The following is a 13,735-nucleotide window of genomic DNA, read 5'->3' as shown; positions in this document are numbered from 1 at the left end:
GCGCGTTGGAGAGCGCGGCGGCTACTTCACTTGAATGAAGATCTTGTCCCCGTAGGCGAAGGGCGTCGCGTCCGGCGGCACTTCCACGAAGACTCCCTGTTCCTCCCCCTTCACCAGCTTGAAGCGGAATTGCTCCTGTATCTGCTGGAGCTGGGTGATCTGCCGCTGGAGCGCGCTCACGTTGGCCGCCGCCGTCCGCTGGGTCTCCGTGCTCTGGCGTATATCCGCCGTCAAGGCGTCCCGGCGTTTGCCCAAGTCCTCCATTTCCTTGTCCAAGGCCGCCCTCCGCTCCTGCAAGGTCTTGAGCTCCGTGGCCGCCTCGGCTTTCTGGCGCGAAAGGGTTTCTCGCGCCCTCACCTCCGACTCGCTCACCAGCGCCGAATTGCCAAGGAACTTGAGTGCCGCCACCGCTCCCGCGCACACCAGCAGCGTGATCACCGCCGAGAGGATCACGCCCTTCATCAGCGACAGGCGGGAAACTTGCACCGACTGGCGCACGTCCTCCTGCAACTTCCGCGTGTTCTCTTCCTGCTTGGAAATAGCCTCCTTGGCCAGACTCTCCTGCTTGGCCGCCGCCTCTTTGGTAATCTCTTCCAGCGCCTGCGTATCCGGCTGCGTCGAATGGGATTCGAGTTTGCTGGCGAGCGCCTTGATTTCCTCCGAAGTCTGGGAAACCGTGCTGAAGAGTTCCATCTGAGCGCTCTGCTGGCTCTGCTGGAGCTCCGCCAAACGCTGCTGCAGTTCCTCCGGGCTGTGCATGGAGGAAAGGAGCGTCTTCATGACCTCCATCATTTCTTCGCGGCAGATCTCCCGGAAACGCTCGAAAAGCGTCCGGCGCCACTCCACTTCCATTTCCTGAAGGCGTATTTGCGCCTTCTGTTGAAATTGCGTCAGGTGTGTTGATTCGTTCGACATAATAAACTCCTTCTTGCTCTTCGATCATGCAGGTGTCGCCGCTTTCGCGGTCGGTCACGCGCCAGTGCGCCGGGGAAATAGATTCCACATCGGCACCGAGCACAATCAGTTCGGACAAAAAATTATCGCGGCGCTCTTCCAAGGTCTGGCCGTTGTCGCTCGCCAGGATGACACAGCGGTGCATCAGGCTGGTGACCACTTCAAGCATGGGACTCGTCTCGTTCATGGGCGGCGTCTCTTTCACTGTTGGGCAAGTGACTGGAGAAGGTTGCGCGCGTTCTGCAGCCGGGTGTTCATTTCCCGCACCTGGTCCTGGATGGTCTTGAGCTCCTGTTTCGAGGACTCCACGCGCTGCCGGGTCACTTGCAGTTCCTGCTGGGATTGCGTCCTGTGCGTCTCGAGGGTGGCGATCTCGGCATTGAGGCGGTCCACCTGCTTCAGGACTTCCATGCGGCGGCGCAGCACCTTGGCGCGCACGGGGTCGTTGGTGAACACTTGGGCGAAGCTCGGGTTGCCGTATTGCGCGGCCACGTCCTCGACGGCCATCTTCATGCGGGTGATCATCTCCTCATGCTGGGCGGAGCGCGGCGGCGAGGGAGGCAGCGAGGGCACGCTGCCGTAAAACGGCGTCTCGACGCCGCCGATCACGGTCGATGCGGGGGCGTTGTCCGCGCGGGAGGAGGTGTCATGGCTGCGCATCAGGGCCTCCGGCGAGACCGGCAGGCCGTCCTGCGTCCGGGGGCCGCCCAGCATGTCGGCCATGAGATCGGCCGGGCGCGGGCCGGCAGCCGCTGGAACCGGGGCGGGCGGCGTGGACTGCGGCGCGGCGGCCGGTTGCGGCTGCATGCCGAGTTGCACTGCCGGCTGCGGCGCGGCGGATGGTTGTGGCGTGGGTCGGGCGGCCTGGGTTTGCCCCGCCGGAATCGTGGCGGGTGTCTGCAGGCGCGGCTGCGCGCGGGCGCTCACGGCGAGAAACCCGAGCCCCGCCAGAATGATCGCGCATGACTTATAAAACAGTTTCATAAATAAAATCGATTATAACCGCGAAGGACGCAAAGGACATAAAGGACGTGAAAGGACGCAAAATATTTCAAATCGGTGAAAATGCATGATGGTTTTGAGAAAAATATTTTTCGCGGTTTTTGCGTCCTTTTGGTCCTTTCGCATCCTTTCACGATTTACAAAATCATATCCCGGGCGTCTCGGCTCCCGGCGGCTTGCGGATGTAGATGGAAAAGGCGATGGTCACCCGGCTGAACTCGCGCTTGCGGCTGTCGCCCACCGTTCGTATGTCGATGCTGTTGACCGCGAGCGACGGCGTTTTGCCCAGGCGCTCCAGCAAGGCCTGAATCTCGGACCACGCCGACACGGGGGCGGTGCCGCGCGCGATCTGGTAGCGCCGGTGAATATATTCCGCGTTGCTCTCCTCGCTGCGCGATTGCACCGTCCACGTCGGGCGCAGGCTCGACACAAACATGTCCATCTCAGTGCCGTTCATCATTTCGGACTTGATTTTGGCCGCGTTGTCCCGGGTAACCTGCGCCTTTTGGCTCGAATAATTGGGGGCCAATCCATCCACCATTTTTCTCAGACTTTGATTCAGCGTGGTCAATTGCGCCTTTCTTTGCCGGTTGGCCTTCCTGGCATCAAAATAATAATAGGCCGCGCCCACGGTAAGCAAGGCGGCCACGACAGCCACCGCCACCCATAGAGGCGAACTGTGATATTTTATTTTTTTTATTTGGTCGCTCATTATCGTCTGCCTGAGGTTGCGGGCGGGCGCCTAGCAGGGGGCGGCGCGCTGGCGGGTGTGGCGGCGGCAACGCCTTCCGGACGAGGCGTGTTGCCCTCCAGCACGAAGTCTCCCGTCTGGCTGTTGAATGAGTTGGTGTTTGGAGCAACCAGCAATCCTTGGACGGAACTTTCCAGATGCCGTGTGATCGGCGTGACGGGGCTGACATTGTTCACCGCAGTGCTTCCGGTTTGCTTGGACATCGACACCTTCTGGTTCCAGAATATGCCATTCAGCCTGAATTTCGAGGGGGCCTCCACCCCGATGCTTATATTGAGGAGCGTGGCGTCCCGCGGTATGGCCCCGCCCAACGCTTGCAGCAACTGCAAGTGTCCGTGGGAATAATCAAACCGGTCGTTGGCATATAATTTGAGGAATTCTTCAATTTCCCGTTTGTTGCGCTCAAGGCCGGTTTTCTGTGTCGCGAGCGAGCTCTGCAGGGTTTCGAGCGACCGTATCTCACGGGAGTCTTTGCTCAGGTCATTATAAGCATAGGAACCTCCGCCCAGCAGGATGGCCGCCAGCACCGCCGCTCCGATTTTGAGGCCGAGATTCAAGCTGATATTTTTTGGCAAATCCTCGATCAACGAGCTGGAATGCCGGGACGGAATGCTTGCGAGCAGGGTGGCGAGGACGCTGAAATTGTGAAGCTCCACCTGCCCGAATGCAGCCAGGGTCTCCCAATAAGGGCATTGTGTCTTGGCATCCGTGCCCGGCGCCTGATAAAGGCGCACCACAGGGCGCATCCCGCCATCTTCAAAGGTGACGCCATATTCGCCAAAAATCAGACTGATTTCCGACCACACGTCAAAATCCTCGCGCTTGCCGGCCGAGACTTTGCGGGCCGCGCGCAGGCCGGCGGCGGTGTTGAGATAGACAAATGCCTGCCCGTCCTTGTCCACCACCAGAAACACATTGGTGCGGCCGGGAGTCGTCCCGGAAAACATGGCCAGACTGGCAAAGGAAAAACAACGGCTGACCGGATATTTCAGATCATACAATGTCTGGTTCAGCAAATAGAGTGAGGGAACCGTTTCAAAGGAGCAAAAGGTCCCTTGGTTCCCCCCTGCGGCGGCCGATATCTGCCACGGGGTTTGGAAGCCCCAGGCGGTGTGCGGATTGTTCAGGCTTTCGTGGCTGCCGGCAAGCACTTCGCGCACGATTGCACGGCCCCCGCCCGGACATTCGCTGTATTCGGTCTGGAGCGTTTCCGGATCATAAAGCAGCATGATCTTGTTGTCGCGTTTGCAATGCTCCTGCACGATCGCAGCCGCGTCCTCCACGCGCTCGATGGCCGTGCGCGCCCACCCCTTCGCCGTGGAGTAATACACGACTTTGTCCCATATGAATATGGCCTGTTGCTGTTTTCTCATGGCATCAAAAAATCCGGCTCTCCAATAATATCAATTGGTCCTATACCACTTATAATTGAGAACAGTCTTTCTGCTGAAGGGACGGCCGTCGTGCCACTCATTAGCCCATAAATCAAGGAACGCCGACATGAGATCTGTTTCAAAATCATTGGTATAGTAACAGCGGGGGATGCCGGGCATCCCCCGCGCGTTTTATATTATTGCCAATAATCCGGCTCAGACAGCGAAACTCATGCGAGGAGGGCGCATGAGCGATACGCCGTCTTTATGCCGCGATTAGAAGCTGGCCAGGTAGTAATAGCAGGTGACCGTCGTGGCGCCGGCAGCCGGGGCGGCATAGACGAAGCGGCCGCGGGACTGGAAGGCTTGGAATTCGGAGTCGTCCATGCCAGCGTTGAGCTCGCGGGAGAGCGCCTGCGCATGCTTGATGCTGACACCCTGGAGCACGACATAGGCGCAACGGGCGGCCTGCAGGCCGTTGACACCATCCAACAGGAAGTCAACACCGCTGGCGCCAAAAGTCGCCGCGGGGCCGGTGGCGGCCGCTATTTGGGCGGGGACGATGATCGAGGCTTCCGACCGGTTGTAGTTGTCCCAGGCATTGCCGGCACCACCGGCCGTGCTGAAGGCATTGCGGCTGATGATGAAGACGCGCTCATTGGCCGCAGCATTCTGGGTGTTCCCGGACTGTCCGACCCGCCACGACATCTGGTTGTCAATGAAGCCAGCGGCGCGCAGCACTTGGTCAAAGGTATAGGTGTTGTCCAAGGCAGCGAAAACAACCGGATCGGCGGGAGCCGTCGGATCGAAGGTCGCAAGCGGCGTGGCTGCACCACCCGTGAGGGCATCGCCCGGCCCCTCGGTGATCGGAACGGTGCCGCCCGATGTGTTCAGGGCCACGAAACCGATGGTCGAGGTCTCGAGGTTCTTGAGGTTGGAGGTGGTCGCCACGATCTGGGCACGGTTGATGGCGGACATGACACCGACCGCGATCACGGAGATGAGGATCGCGATGATGGCGAGCACGCCGAGCATTTCGACAAGGGTAAAGCCCTTGCGGGATGTGATGTTACGTTTCATGTTATCTGTGTGTTTTGTGTTGTTGCTTCCGGAATTTCGGAATCGCCTTCCGGCGCCTCCGTCTGCGCAACCACCTCGTCGATCGAGGTCTGCCCCTGCGCCGCCTTGATGAATCCATCCTGGCGGAGCGTGCGGAAAATCGAGCTTCCGGTCTGCTCGGTTTCGGTCGCACAAAGTTTTCTCGCGAGCGTCTCACACTCGCGCAAAGCGTCCTTGCCCAGCCGCACGATGATGTCGGCAAAGGGCTCCACCGGGCGGCATTCATAAAGGCCCACGCGGCCCTTGTAGCCATTGCCGCCGCACAAGGCGCAGCCCCCGGGTTTCGGACGATAAAGGGTCTGCCCCGGCTCCAGCCTGATGCCGTGGATGCCGGCAATCGCCTCGCTCTGCGGGTGCGGCTCCTTGCACTCGCAGAGGCGGCGGATGAGGCGCTGGGACACAAAAAGATTCACCGCGCCGATGATGATGCTCGGCTCCACGCCCATGTCGATGAGGCGGGTGATGCCGCCGAGCGCGGTGTTGGCGTGCAGGGTGGAAAAGCCGGTGTGGCCGGTGAGCGCGGCGCGCATGGAGAGCTCGGCGGTCTCGCCGTCGCGGGTCTCGCCCACGAGGATGTAGTCGGGATCCTGACGCAGGAGGGCGCGCAGGCCCATGGCAAAGGTAAGCTGCTCGGTGACCTCGGTCTGGCGGATGTTGCGGAACTCGTATTCGATCGGGTCCTCCAGCGTCATCATCGTGTAATTCGAAACGTCGAGGGTGTTGATGATCGAGTAGAGCGAGGTGGTCTTGCCCGAGCCGGTGGGGCCGACGAAGTAGGTGAAGCCGAAGGGCGCGTTGGCCGCCTTCAGGATCGCGGCTTTCGTATCGTCGAGCATGCCGAGCCGGTCGAGCGGTACGATGCCCTTCGACTGGTCGAGGATGCGGATGACGATGCTCTCGCCGTAAAGGGTGGGCAGCGCGTTGAAGCGCATGTTCACCTTGCGCCCGCCCACGACAAGCTTCGCGCGCCCGTCCTGCGGGATGTGGCGGATGGCGATGTCGAGGCCGCCCTTCATCTTCACCCGGGCAAAGATGGAATCGCGCACCGCGCCCTCGATGACCTTGTAGGGGTGCATCACGCCGTCGATGCGGAACTTGATCTGCGAAAGCGTCTCCTCGGGCACCAGATGGATGTCCGACACCCCCATGTTGACGGCGTCGGCCACCAGCAGGTCGAAGAAACGCCCCGGGTCGGAGACATCGGCGCGCGTGGCATACATCTCATCGATGCGGGCCAGCACCTCGGCCTCGGGCGCGACCAGATACTCGACTTCGTTCACCCCGAAGCGGCGGAACGAGCCGGCAACCTCGGCGAAGCCGGGAACCGCCGGGTCGGTGATGGCGACGCTCACCTTCGCATTGACGCGGCGCAGCGGGATCGCGCGCAGGCGGCGCGCCACCGAGGGCGACAACAGGCGCACGGCCTCGACGGGAATGCGCACCCCCATGAGCGACACGCACTGGAGCCCGTGATGCTCGGCGATCATCTTGGCCACGGCAGCGGCGGGCAGGATGCCCAGCTCCACCAGCACGCCGCCGTAACTCTGGCGGCGGCCCTGCTGGTTGAAATAATCCGTGGCGATCTTGATGCTCGATGCGCCGATGCCGTTTTCCTTCAGGACGCGCGGCATCCAGACAAAATCATGCTCCTGGCGGGCCTGCTGCACCTTGGCCAGCTCGACGGGCACGGGCGGACGCGTCCTGGAGGATTTTGCAGGAGCGGCGGCTGAAGGTGTGGCGGCGGCTGGCATGGAGACGTGGATACGAAAGGAGGCCTGATGGAAGAATGAATCAGTCCAGCAGGGAGATGGCCTCGACGGTGCGACCGGTGGAAGACACCGCAGGCGAGGGCGCGGGAACGACGCTCATGCCGCTCCCGGTGTGGGCGCGGACCCCGCGGCTCAGCGCGGCGGCGGCCCGCTGGTCGGAGGCCGACAAACTGGCGCCCGGCTGGAGAATGCGCGGCGTGAGCATGATGACCAGTTCGCTCTTGGCCTTGTATTTGGCCTCTGTGCGGAAAAGCCGGCCCAAAAACGGAATCTTGCCGAGGCCGGGAACCGACCGGGTGGTGTCGGCCTCTTCCTCGGTGATCAACCCGCCGATGATGGCGGTCTCCCCAGAGCGCAGGCGGATGATCGTGGAGGTCATCTTCACGAAAAGCGCGGGAGCCTTGGAATAATTGTCCGGCGCCGTGATCTCCTTGTCGAGCCGGGTGATCGCCGGCGTGATATCGAGCGTAATGTCGCCGTTGTCCGCGATGTGCGGTGTGATCGCCACCGTGGTGCCGATGGAAATGGTGGAGACGTTGTAGGTCTCGCTGGTCATCGCGGTATTGTTAATTCCGCCGGACATCTGGGAGGATGACTGGCGCTGGAAATACGGCACATCGTTGGTGTCCTTGATGTAGGCCGTCTGGTTGTTCAGCGTGACCAGCCGGGGCGAGGTGATGGCGTTGAGCGTGCCCTGCTGGGACAGCGCCTGAATGAGCGCGTCCAGCTTGCCGATGCCAATCGAGCCGGTAAAGGAATCCCCATCGAACTGAAATCCGCCTAGGACGCTGCTCGTGAGGTTGGTGGAGCCTTTCAGCTTGCCCGCCTCATACAAGCCCGCGACAGGACCTCCGATCATCAGATCTCCGACCGACGAGGCGGCAAGCTGCCAGTCGATGCCGAGCTTTTCCTGGTCGTTGAGCTGCACCTCGATGATTTTTCCGACGATCTCCACCTGCTGGGCGATGCGCCCGTTGATATTGCTCAGGAAATTTGCGATATGCTCGTGGGTATGGCGCGAGCCGGTGACCATGATGGTGCCGGCAAAGCGATCGAACACGACGCGCTCGTCCTTGCCCTTCACCGCGTCGAGCTCCTGCTGAATTTTATCCCAGAACTGGTTTTCCGTGGTCATCTCAAGGGAAACGCTTGCGCTGTCTTCCTCTCCCCCGCCGCCGCCGCTGCCGCCTCCTCGGCCGCCGCCGCCGCTGCCTCCGCTGCCCCCGCTTCCTCCAGCGGAAGCATCAAAGTTTGTCTGCCCGAGATTGATATTGGATTTTGACGACCCCTTGCGCTCCAGCGTCGGATACTCGACTTGATAAATGAAGGTCTTGAAGCGGCGCACCATAACGTAGCCGCCGTCCTCGATGTCCCAGTAATAACCCTCCTGCACGCAAAGTGCGTCGAGAATGCCGCGGAGGGTGATGTTGTGAAACTCCACATTCACCTCTCCCTCGACGGCTTTCTCGCACATGATGCTGATGCCGTTGGTGCGACCGAGCGCCTGCAACACTTTCGCCAGAGGCTGGCTGTCCTGACTGAAATATGGCACTTGGCGAAGCAACGCCTCCTCGATGGGCACCGGAGCCGGCTGCTGCTGCGCGACGGCATGAAGGACCGGGCAGAGAGAGAGAGCCATGATCACAATGGCGGCGCGACGACGGAGATTCTGGCAACGGAGTAAGTTCATCTTGGTTTGAATTGGTCTTTTCACCGGAGCCCTCCCGACATGGTAGGCTTCGCCGCGCCACCCAGCGCGGGCCGCAGGCTCAGGCCGAGGCGCTTCCGGATCTCATCGGGCTTGTCGGAGGTGGAGATGGCTGTTTCAGGAGTTACAAGTTTTTTACGAACGTAATCAACCAAACATGTATCGAAATCTATCATGCCCATGTCTTTTTTGACGGCGATCTCATTGGCGATCTGGCCGGGCTTGTTCTCCCGAATCGCACCGGCCACCGCGGGGCAATTTAGCAACAATTCAAATGCGGCCACGCGCCCGCCGCCCACCCGGGCGATAAGGCGCTGCCCGATCACCATCAACAGGGACGAGGCCACCATCGTGCGCACTTGGTCGCGCTCGTCGGCGGGAATGACATCGAGGATGCGGCTGATCGTGCTCGCCGCAGTGCGGGTGTGCAGCGTGCCGAAAACCAAGTGCCCCGTCTCGGCGGCGGAGACCGCGGCCTTGACCGTCTCGGCGTCGCGGAGCTCGCCGATCAGGATCACATCGGGGTCCTCGCGCATCGCGTCCACCATGCCGGCGCCGAAACTCACCACGTCGCGCCCCACCTCGCGCTGGCGGATGACGCTGCGCACGGACTTGTAACGATACTCCACCGGATGCTCCAAGGTGACAATGTGCAGGTCACTGTTTTGATTCAGCCAGTCGATCGCCGCGGCGAGCGTGGTCGATTTGCCGGACCCGGTGTAGCCCGTCACCAGAATCAGCCCCGTGGGACGTCCTTCCTTGATGACCTTTTGGAAGGCCGCCGGCAGCATCACGTCATCCATGGTCGGGATGCGGCTGCGCATGAAACGGATCGCCAGCACGGGTTTCCCGCCGGCATGGAAAAGATGGCAGCGCATGTCCTGCCCCGCGCAATTCATCGCGAAATCAGCCGCGTGCGCCTGCTCCACAAACGCCGTCCGCTGGGCGGGCTGGAGCCGGCTGAGCAGGTTGTCGAAAAACGCCTTGGGGGTCCTGGCCTCGGGAAATTTGACGATATCCCCATCGACGCGCAATGCGACGGCCTCATCCAGACACACGTGAACGTCGGACGCATGACGTCCGAGACCATATTCAACGACTTGTTCCAATGTATCCATTATCGATTATTGTAAATTCATTGCTCTTTCTAAACGTCCGGCGCAAGCATTTTAGGAAAAAATATGTGAATATTTTAAATTTGAAATTCAATTTATTGATTATAAATATTTTATATTACAGCTCGAATTGTAATTTTTAATCAAAAACTTCCAGAAAAACACCCTTCGTCCCGTTTGCGGCCGTTCAAGGACACGTGGAAATCCTTAAAAAACGCCCCGTCAGCACTCATTTGGTTGGCTGTCATGCCTGTTGTCTGCCACGCGTCTGTCTCGCATTCTGCGCGCAATTACCCTTGGGCCGTGATGATTTATTTTTGATTATTCACGGGTCCTGGCGTCCGTCAGGCAGCGGCAGGTTTTGAACAGCGACGAGTCTGGAAAGGCTTGCGCCAAGAAGGCGTTAAAAACAAGCCCACGCGGGCAGGGTGACGGTTTTGCAACGCTTCTGTTACAAATTTCGAAAAATTTCCCTTCCCCCCGTTTCGCCAATCCCGCAACCTGACCCGGCATTTCATTTCCATGATCTCGTTCAAAAAACTCTTCGGCAAGGACCAGAAGTTCTACGATCTGTTGGAGGCCAGCGCCGAGGAAGCCCTCACCAGCACCAGACTTCTCGCCAGCTATCTCCAACGACTCAGTTCCTATCGCAGCGCGGGCGACCTCGACGATTTCGCGCACAACCGCCGCAAGGACAAAAAAATCACCGCCCGCATCACCGAGGAGCTCTGCCGCACGTTCGTGACCCCCATCGAACGCGAGGACATCGAGGCGCTCTCCAGCGTGCTCTACCGCATCCCCAAGACCGTCGAAAAACTGGTCTCGCGCCTCTCCATCTACCCCGGACGCCTTCCGCTCGAGGGACTGCTCCAGCAATCCGACTACCTCAGCAAGGCCGCCGAGTGTGTCGTCGGCATGGTCAAGCAGCTCCGCCACGGCTCCGACATGGAAAAAATCGCCGAGGACAACAACCGCCTCCAGTTCCTCGAGGGCGAGGGCGACAAGCACCTGCTCGGCATGATCAAGGATCTCTACCAGGGCAACTACGACGCCAAGGAGACCGTCATCATGCAGGAATTTTTCGAGATGCTCGAAAAGTCCATCGACCGCTGCCGCGACGCCGGCAATGTCGTGTTCCAAATCGTGCTCAAGTATTCCTGAGCCGCGCGCGCGGTCCAAACCCCGTTCCCATGACATTTTTCCTGCTCGTGCTCCTCGCCGCGCTCGTGTTCGAGTATATCAACGGCTTCCACGACACCGCCAACTCCATCGCCACCGTCGTCTCGACCAAGGTGCTCACGCCCCGCCAGGCCGTGCTCATGGCGGCCGTCACCAACCTCGCCGGCGCGCTCATCGTCGGCACCAGCGTGGCCAAGACCATCGGCGCCGGGCTCGTGGACACGTCCGTCATCAGCATGCCCACCGTGCTGTGCGCGCTGCTGGCGGCCATCGTCTGGAACATTTTCACCTGGTGGCTCGGCCTGCCGTCGAGTTCCAGCCACGCCCTCATCGGCGGGCTCTGCGGGGCGGCGCTGGCCTCGGCGCGCGGCAACTGGCACGTGCTGCACTGGTCGCTGCACGACGCGAAAACCGGCGTGGCCGTCGGCCTCTGGCCCAAGGTCGTGGCGCCCATGTTCATCTCGCCTTTCATCGGATTCACCATCGCGGCAATCATCATGTGGCTGCTCTATCTCTTCCTGCGCCGGGTGCGTCCGCGATTTATCAATGTCATCTTCGGCAAGCTGCAGCTGGCCAGCGCCGCGTGGATGGGGTTCAGCCACGGCTCAAACGACGCCCAGAAAACCATGGGCATCGTCACGCTCGCGCTTTTCACCGGCACGCAATCGGGCGCGTTTGACGGCATCCCGGGCTGGCTCGGGTTCCTCCGCACCACGGACATGGAAGTGCATCGCTGGGTCATCATCACCTGCGCGCTCACCATGGCGGCGGGCACGGCGGCGGGCGGCTGGCGCATCATCAAGACGATGGGCCACAAGATGGTGAAACTCCAGCCCATCCACGGTTTCGCCGCCGAGACCACCGCGGCCATCGTCATCCAGACCGCCTCGCACGTCGGCATCCCGCTTTCCACGACCCACGTCATCTCGACCTCGATCATGGGCGTGGGCTCCGTGAAACGCTTCAGCGCGGTGAAATGGGGCCTCGTCGGGCGCATCGTGTGGGCCTGGGTGCTCACGCTGCCCGTCACCGGCCTGCTCGGCTACGGCCTGATGCGCATCGCCCTCCAGCTTTTCGGTGTGTGATACTCTTTTCCATTCGAACCCAGTGCTGCGCGCGAGCGACTGGGAGCGCCGGCATCCTGCCGGCAGACGATGCTCTGCATCGCCGGATCGAGTGGCACGGGCGTCCAGCCTGTGCGAACGGCGCTTCGCGCCGCCAAAGCCGGCAGGATGCCGGCGCTCCCAGTCGCTCGCGCGGCTGCGCGGCGTCTTTTGACCTTTGACAGGGGCGGCGATGAGGACGCGACCCTTCCTGCCCGTCCGCCATCCGCGTGGCATCAAGCTGATCGACCGACAAAAAAGCCGCCCGGCAAAACGGACGGCTTTTTGCATGCGCAATTCTTCGCGGCTCAGGCCACGCGCTCGACCACCAGCGGGGGCGGGGTCGGACGCTTGGGCGCGAGACGGTAGGCGTTCTTGAAATACTCCAGCGCCTGCTCCAGACGAGCCTCGTCGTTGTAGTGGATCATCATGAGCGGCTCGCCCTGCTTCACCTGCGTGCCGACCTTCTTGATCTCGGACACGCCGACCGAGTAGTCGATCTTGTCATTGGCGCCGTTCTTGCCCGCGCCGAGCAGGTGCACGCCGTGGGCGACCATCGCCGCGTTGATGGTGTGCACGTAACCGCGCTTGGGCGCCGGGAGCTTGCGGACATGCTTGGCCTGCGGAAACTTGTCCGGGCTGTCGATGAAGGAGGGATCACCGCCCTGCGCCTTGACGAGGTCCTTGAGTTTCTCGAGCGCGCTGCCGTCGGTGAGATGGCGCTGGATGGTCTGCTTGGCGGAAAGCGTGGAGCCGGCGACGCCGGCCAGGCGCACGATTTCCATGCCGAGCTTGAGCACGAGGTCCTTGATGTCCTCGGGGCCGTTGCCTTTGAGAAGCTCGATGGCTTCCTTCACTTCGAGCGCGGTGCCGACGGTGTCGCCGAGCGGCTGGTTCATGTCGGTGACGAGCGCGACGCAGCGGCGTTTCATCGAGCGGCCGACGCGGGTCATGGAGCGGGCGAGTTGCTTGGCCTGCTCCAGGTCCTTGATGAAGGAACCGTTGCCCCACTTCACGTCGATGACGAGCCCTTCGGAGCCCTCGGCGAGTTTCTTGGAAAGGACGCTGCCGGTGATGAGCGGAAGGCTCGGGATGGTGCCGGTTTCCTTGCGCAACGCGTGGAACTTGGCCTCGACGGGCGCGAGATCGGGCGTCTGCGCGACGATGGCGCCGCCGATCTTGCCCAGCTGGGCCGCGAACTGGTCGTTGGTGAGGTTGCCCTTGAAACCGGGGATGGAGCCGAGCTTGGTCAGGGTGTTGATGACGTAGTCGTGCTCGATGCCCGACATCATGGGCACGACCACCCCGCTGGCCATCGCGAGGGGCACGAGGACGAGGGAGGTTTTGTCGCCCACCCCGCCGGTGGAATACTTGTCGATCTTCGGTTTCGCGATGTGCGAGAGGTCAATGACTTCGCCGGAAAGCATCATTTCCTCGGTCAGCTCGGCGGTTTCCTGCGCCGACATGCCTTGGAAATAAATCGCCATGGCCAGGGCGGCGAGCTGGTGCTGGGGCATGTCCCCGTCCAGCGTGCTGTCGATGATGTAGCGTATTTCGTCTTGGTTGAACTCGCCGCCGTCGCGTTTCTTTTCAATGAGGAACTCGAAAGTCGGTTTAATGAATCTCCTGGGAGGAAGCGTGCGTTTTGTCATATTGGTTAGA

Annotated in this window: 11 protein-coding genes; 2 read left to right on the top strand and 9 right to left on the bottom strand. The window is 61.2% G+C overall.

Annotated elements, in window-relative coordinates; genetic code table 11:
* Nucleotides 1–21 precede the first annotated feature (21 nt).
* From OH491_RS16965 to OH491_RS16930, 8 genes are all read right to left on the bottom strand, one after another.
* Entirely contained in the window at nucleotides 22–915 is an 894-nt protein-coding gene (locus OH491_RS16965) for a hypothetical protein (protein WP_068770402.1), read from the bottom strand.
* 240 nt (nucleotides 916–1,155) lie between these two features.
* The gene (locus OH491_RS16960) at nucleotides 1,156–1,938 is read right to left on the bottom strand and encodes a hypothetical protein (RefSeq protein ID WP_068770403.1); all 783 of its coding nucleotides are present in this window, start codon (nucleotides 1,936–1,938) and stop codon (nucleotides 1,156–1,158) included.
* A gap of 163 nt (nucleotides 1,939–2,101) precedes the next feature.
* Entirely contained in the window at nucleotides 2,102–2,668 is a 567-nt protein-coding gene (locus tag OH491_RS16955) for a hypothetical protein (protein ID WP_068770404.1), read from the bottom strand.
* Complete coding sequence (locus tag OH491_RS16950) at nucleotides 2,668–4,080, bottom strand: hypothetical protein (RefSeq protein WP_068770405.1); 1,413 nt, start codon at nucleotides 4,078–4,080, stop codon at nucleotides 2,668–2,670. Before OH491_RS16950 ends, OH491_RS16955 begins: the two co-directional genes overlap by 1 nt.
* A 276-nt stretch (nucleotides 4,081–4,356) precedes the next feature.
* On the bottom strand, nucleotides 4,357–5,160 hold the full coding sequence (locus OH491_RS16945) for a type II secretion system protein (RefSeq protein ID WP_342750612.1): 804 nt from the start codon (nucleotides 5,158–5,160) through the stop codon (nucleotides 4,357–4,359).
* Nucleotides 5,157–6,950 (bottom strand): GspE/PulE family protein, encoded by a 1,794-nt coding sequence (locus OH491_RS16940; protein ID WP_084442187.1) that lies wholly within the window; start codon nucleotides 6,948–6,950, stop codon nucleotides 5,157–5,159. The genes OH491_RS16945 and OH491_RS16940 overlap by 4 nt, the downstream gene beginning before the upstream one ends.
* A 40-nt stretch (nucleotides 6,951–6,990) precedes the next feature.
* Nucleotides 6,991–8,607, bottom strand: a complete 1,617-nt coding sequence (locus tag OH491_RS16935) for a secretin N-terminal domain-containing protein (RefSeq protein WP_068770407.1) — start codon at nucleotides 8,605–8,607, stop codon at nucleotides 6,991–6,993.
* 71 nt (nucleotides 8,608–8,678) lie between these two features.
* Complete coding sequence (locus tag OH491_RS16930; protein ID WP_068770408.1) at nucleotides 8,679–9,794, bottom strand: type IV pilus twitching motility protein PilT; 1,116 nt, start codon at nucleotides 9,792–9,794, stop codon at nucleotides 8,679–8,681.
* 519 nt (nucleotides 9,795–10,313) lie between these two features.
* On the opposite strand from OH491_RS16930, the gene OH491_RS16925 reads away from it, so the two are divergent.
* Together OH491_RS16925 and OH491_RS16920 are read left to right on the top strand one after the other, a co-directional pair.
* On the top strand, nucleotides 10,314–10,952 hold the full coding sequence (locus OH491_RS16925; protein ID WP_068770409.1) for a DUF47 domain-containing protein: 639 nt from the start codon (nucleotides 10,314–10,316) through the stop codon (nucleotides 10,950–10,952).
* Nucleotides 10,953–10,981: 29 nt separating this feature from the next.
* Nucleotides 10,982–12,055: an inorganic phosphate transporter gene (locus tag OH491_RS16920; protein ID WP_068770410.1), complete on the top strand. Its 1,074-nt coding sequence runs from the start codon at nucleotides 10,982–10,984 to the stop codon at nucleotides 12,053–12,055.
* Between the two features lie 326 nt (nucleotides 12,056–12,381).
* Here the strand turns inward: OH491_RS16920 and OH491_RS16915 are convergent, their stop codons facing one another.
* Nucleotides 12,382–13,725, bottom strand: a complete 1,344-nt coding sequence (locus OH491_RS16915; RefSeq protein ID WP_068770411.1) for a thymidine phosphorylase — start codon at nucleotides 13,723–13,725, stop codon at nucleotides 12,382–12,384.
* Nucleotides 13,726–13,735 lie beyond the last annotated feature (10 nt).

This window comes from Termitidicoccus mucosus, from assembly GCF_038725785.1.
Taxonomy (GTDB): Bacteria; Verrucomicrobiota; Verrucomicrobiia; order Opitutales; family Opitutaceae; genus Termitidicoccus; species Termitidicoccus mucosus.
This window is presented reverse-complemented; position numbering and strand designations above follow the sequence as displayed.

What these genes read in the sequence shown, in the direction of transcription:
- OH491_RS16965 (WP_068770402.1), bottom strand. Translation starts at nt 915, where the DNA reads ATGTCGAACGAATCAACACACCTGACGCAATTTCAACAGAAGGCGCAA.
- OH491_RS16960 (WP_068770403.1), bottom strand. Translation starts at nt 1,938, where the DNA reads ATGAAACTGTTTTATAAGTCATGCGCGATCATTCTGGCGGGGCTCGGG.
- OH491_RS16955 (WP_068770404.1), bottom strand. Translation starts at nt 2,668, where the DNA reads ATGAGCGACCAAATAAAAAAAATAAAATATCACAGTTCGCCTCTATGG.
- OH491_RS16950 (WP_068770405.1), bottom strand. Translation starts at nt 4,080, where the DNA reads ATGAGAAAACAGCAACAGGCCATATTCATATGGGACAAAGTCGTGTAT.
- OH491_RS16945 (WP_342750612.1), bottom strand. Translation starts at nt 5,160, where the DNA reads ATGAAACGTAACATCACATCCCGCAAGGGCTTTACCCTTGTCGAAATG.
- OH491_RS16940 (WP_084442187.1), bottom strand. Translation starts at nt 6,950, where the DNA reads ATGCCAGCCGCCGCCACACCTTCAGCCGCCGCTCCTGCAAAATCCTCC.
- OH491_RS16935 (WP_068770407.1), bottom strand. Translation starts at nt 8,607, where the DNA reads ATGGCTCTCTCTCTCTGCCCGGTCCTTCATGCCGTCGCGCAGCAGCAG.
- OH491_RS16930 (WP_068770408.1), bottom strand. Translation starts at nt 9,794, where the DNA reads ATGGATACATTGGAACAAGTCGTTGAATATGGTCTCGGACGTCATGCG.
- OH491_RS16925 (WP_068770409.1), top strand. Translation starts at nt 10,314, where the DNA reads ATGATCTCGTTCAAAAAACTCTTCGGCAAGGACCAGAAGTTCTACGAT.
- OH491_RS16920 (WP_068770410.1), top strand. Translation starts at nt 10,982, where the DNA reads ATGACATTTTTCCTGCTCGTGCTCCTCGCCGCGCTCGTGTTCGAGTAT.
- OH491_RS16915 (WP_068770411.1), bottom strand. Translation starts at nt 13,725, where the DNA reads ATGACAAAACGCACGCTTCCTCCCAGGAGATTCATTAAACCGACTTTC.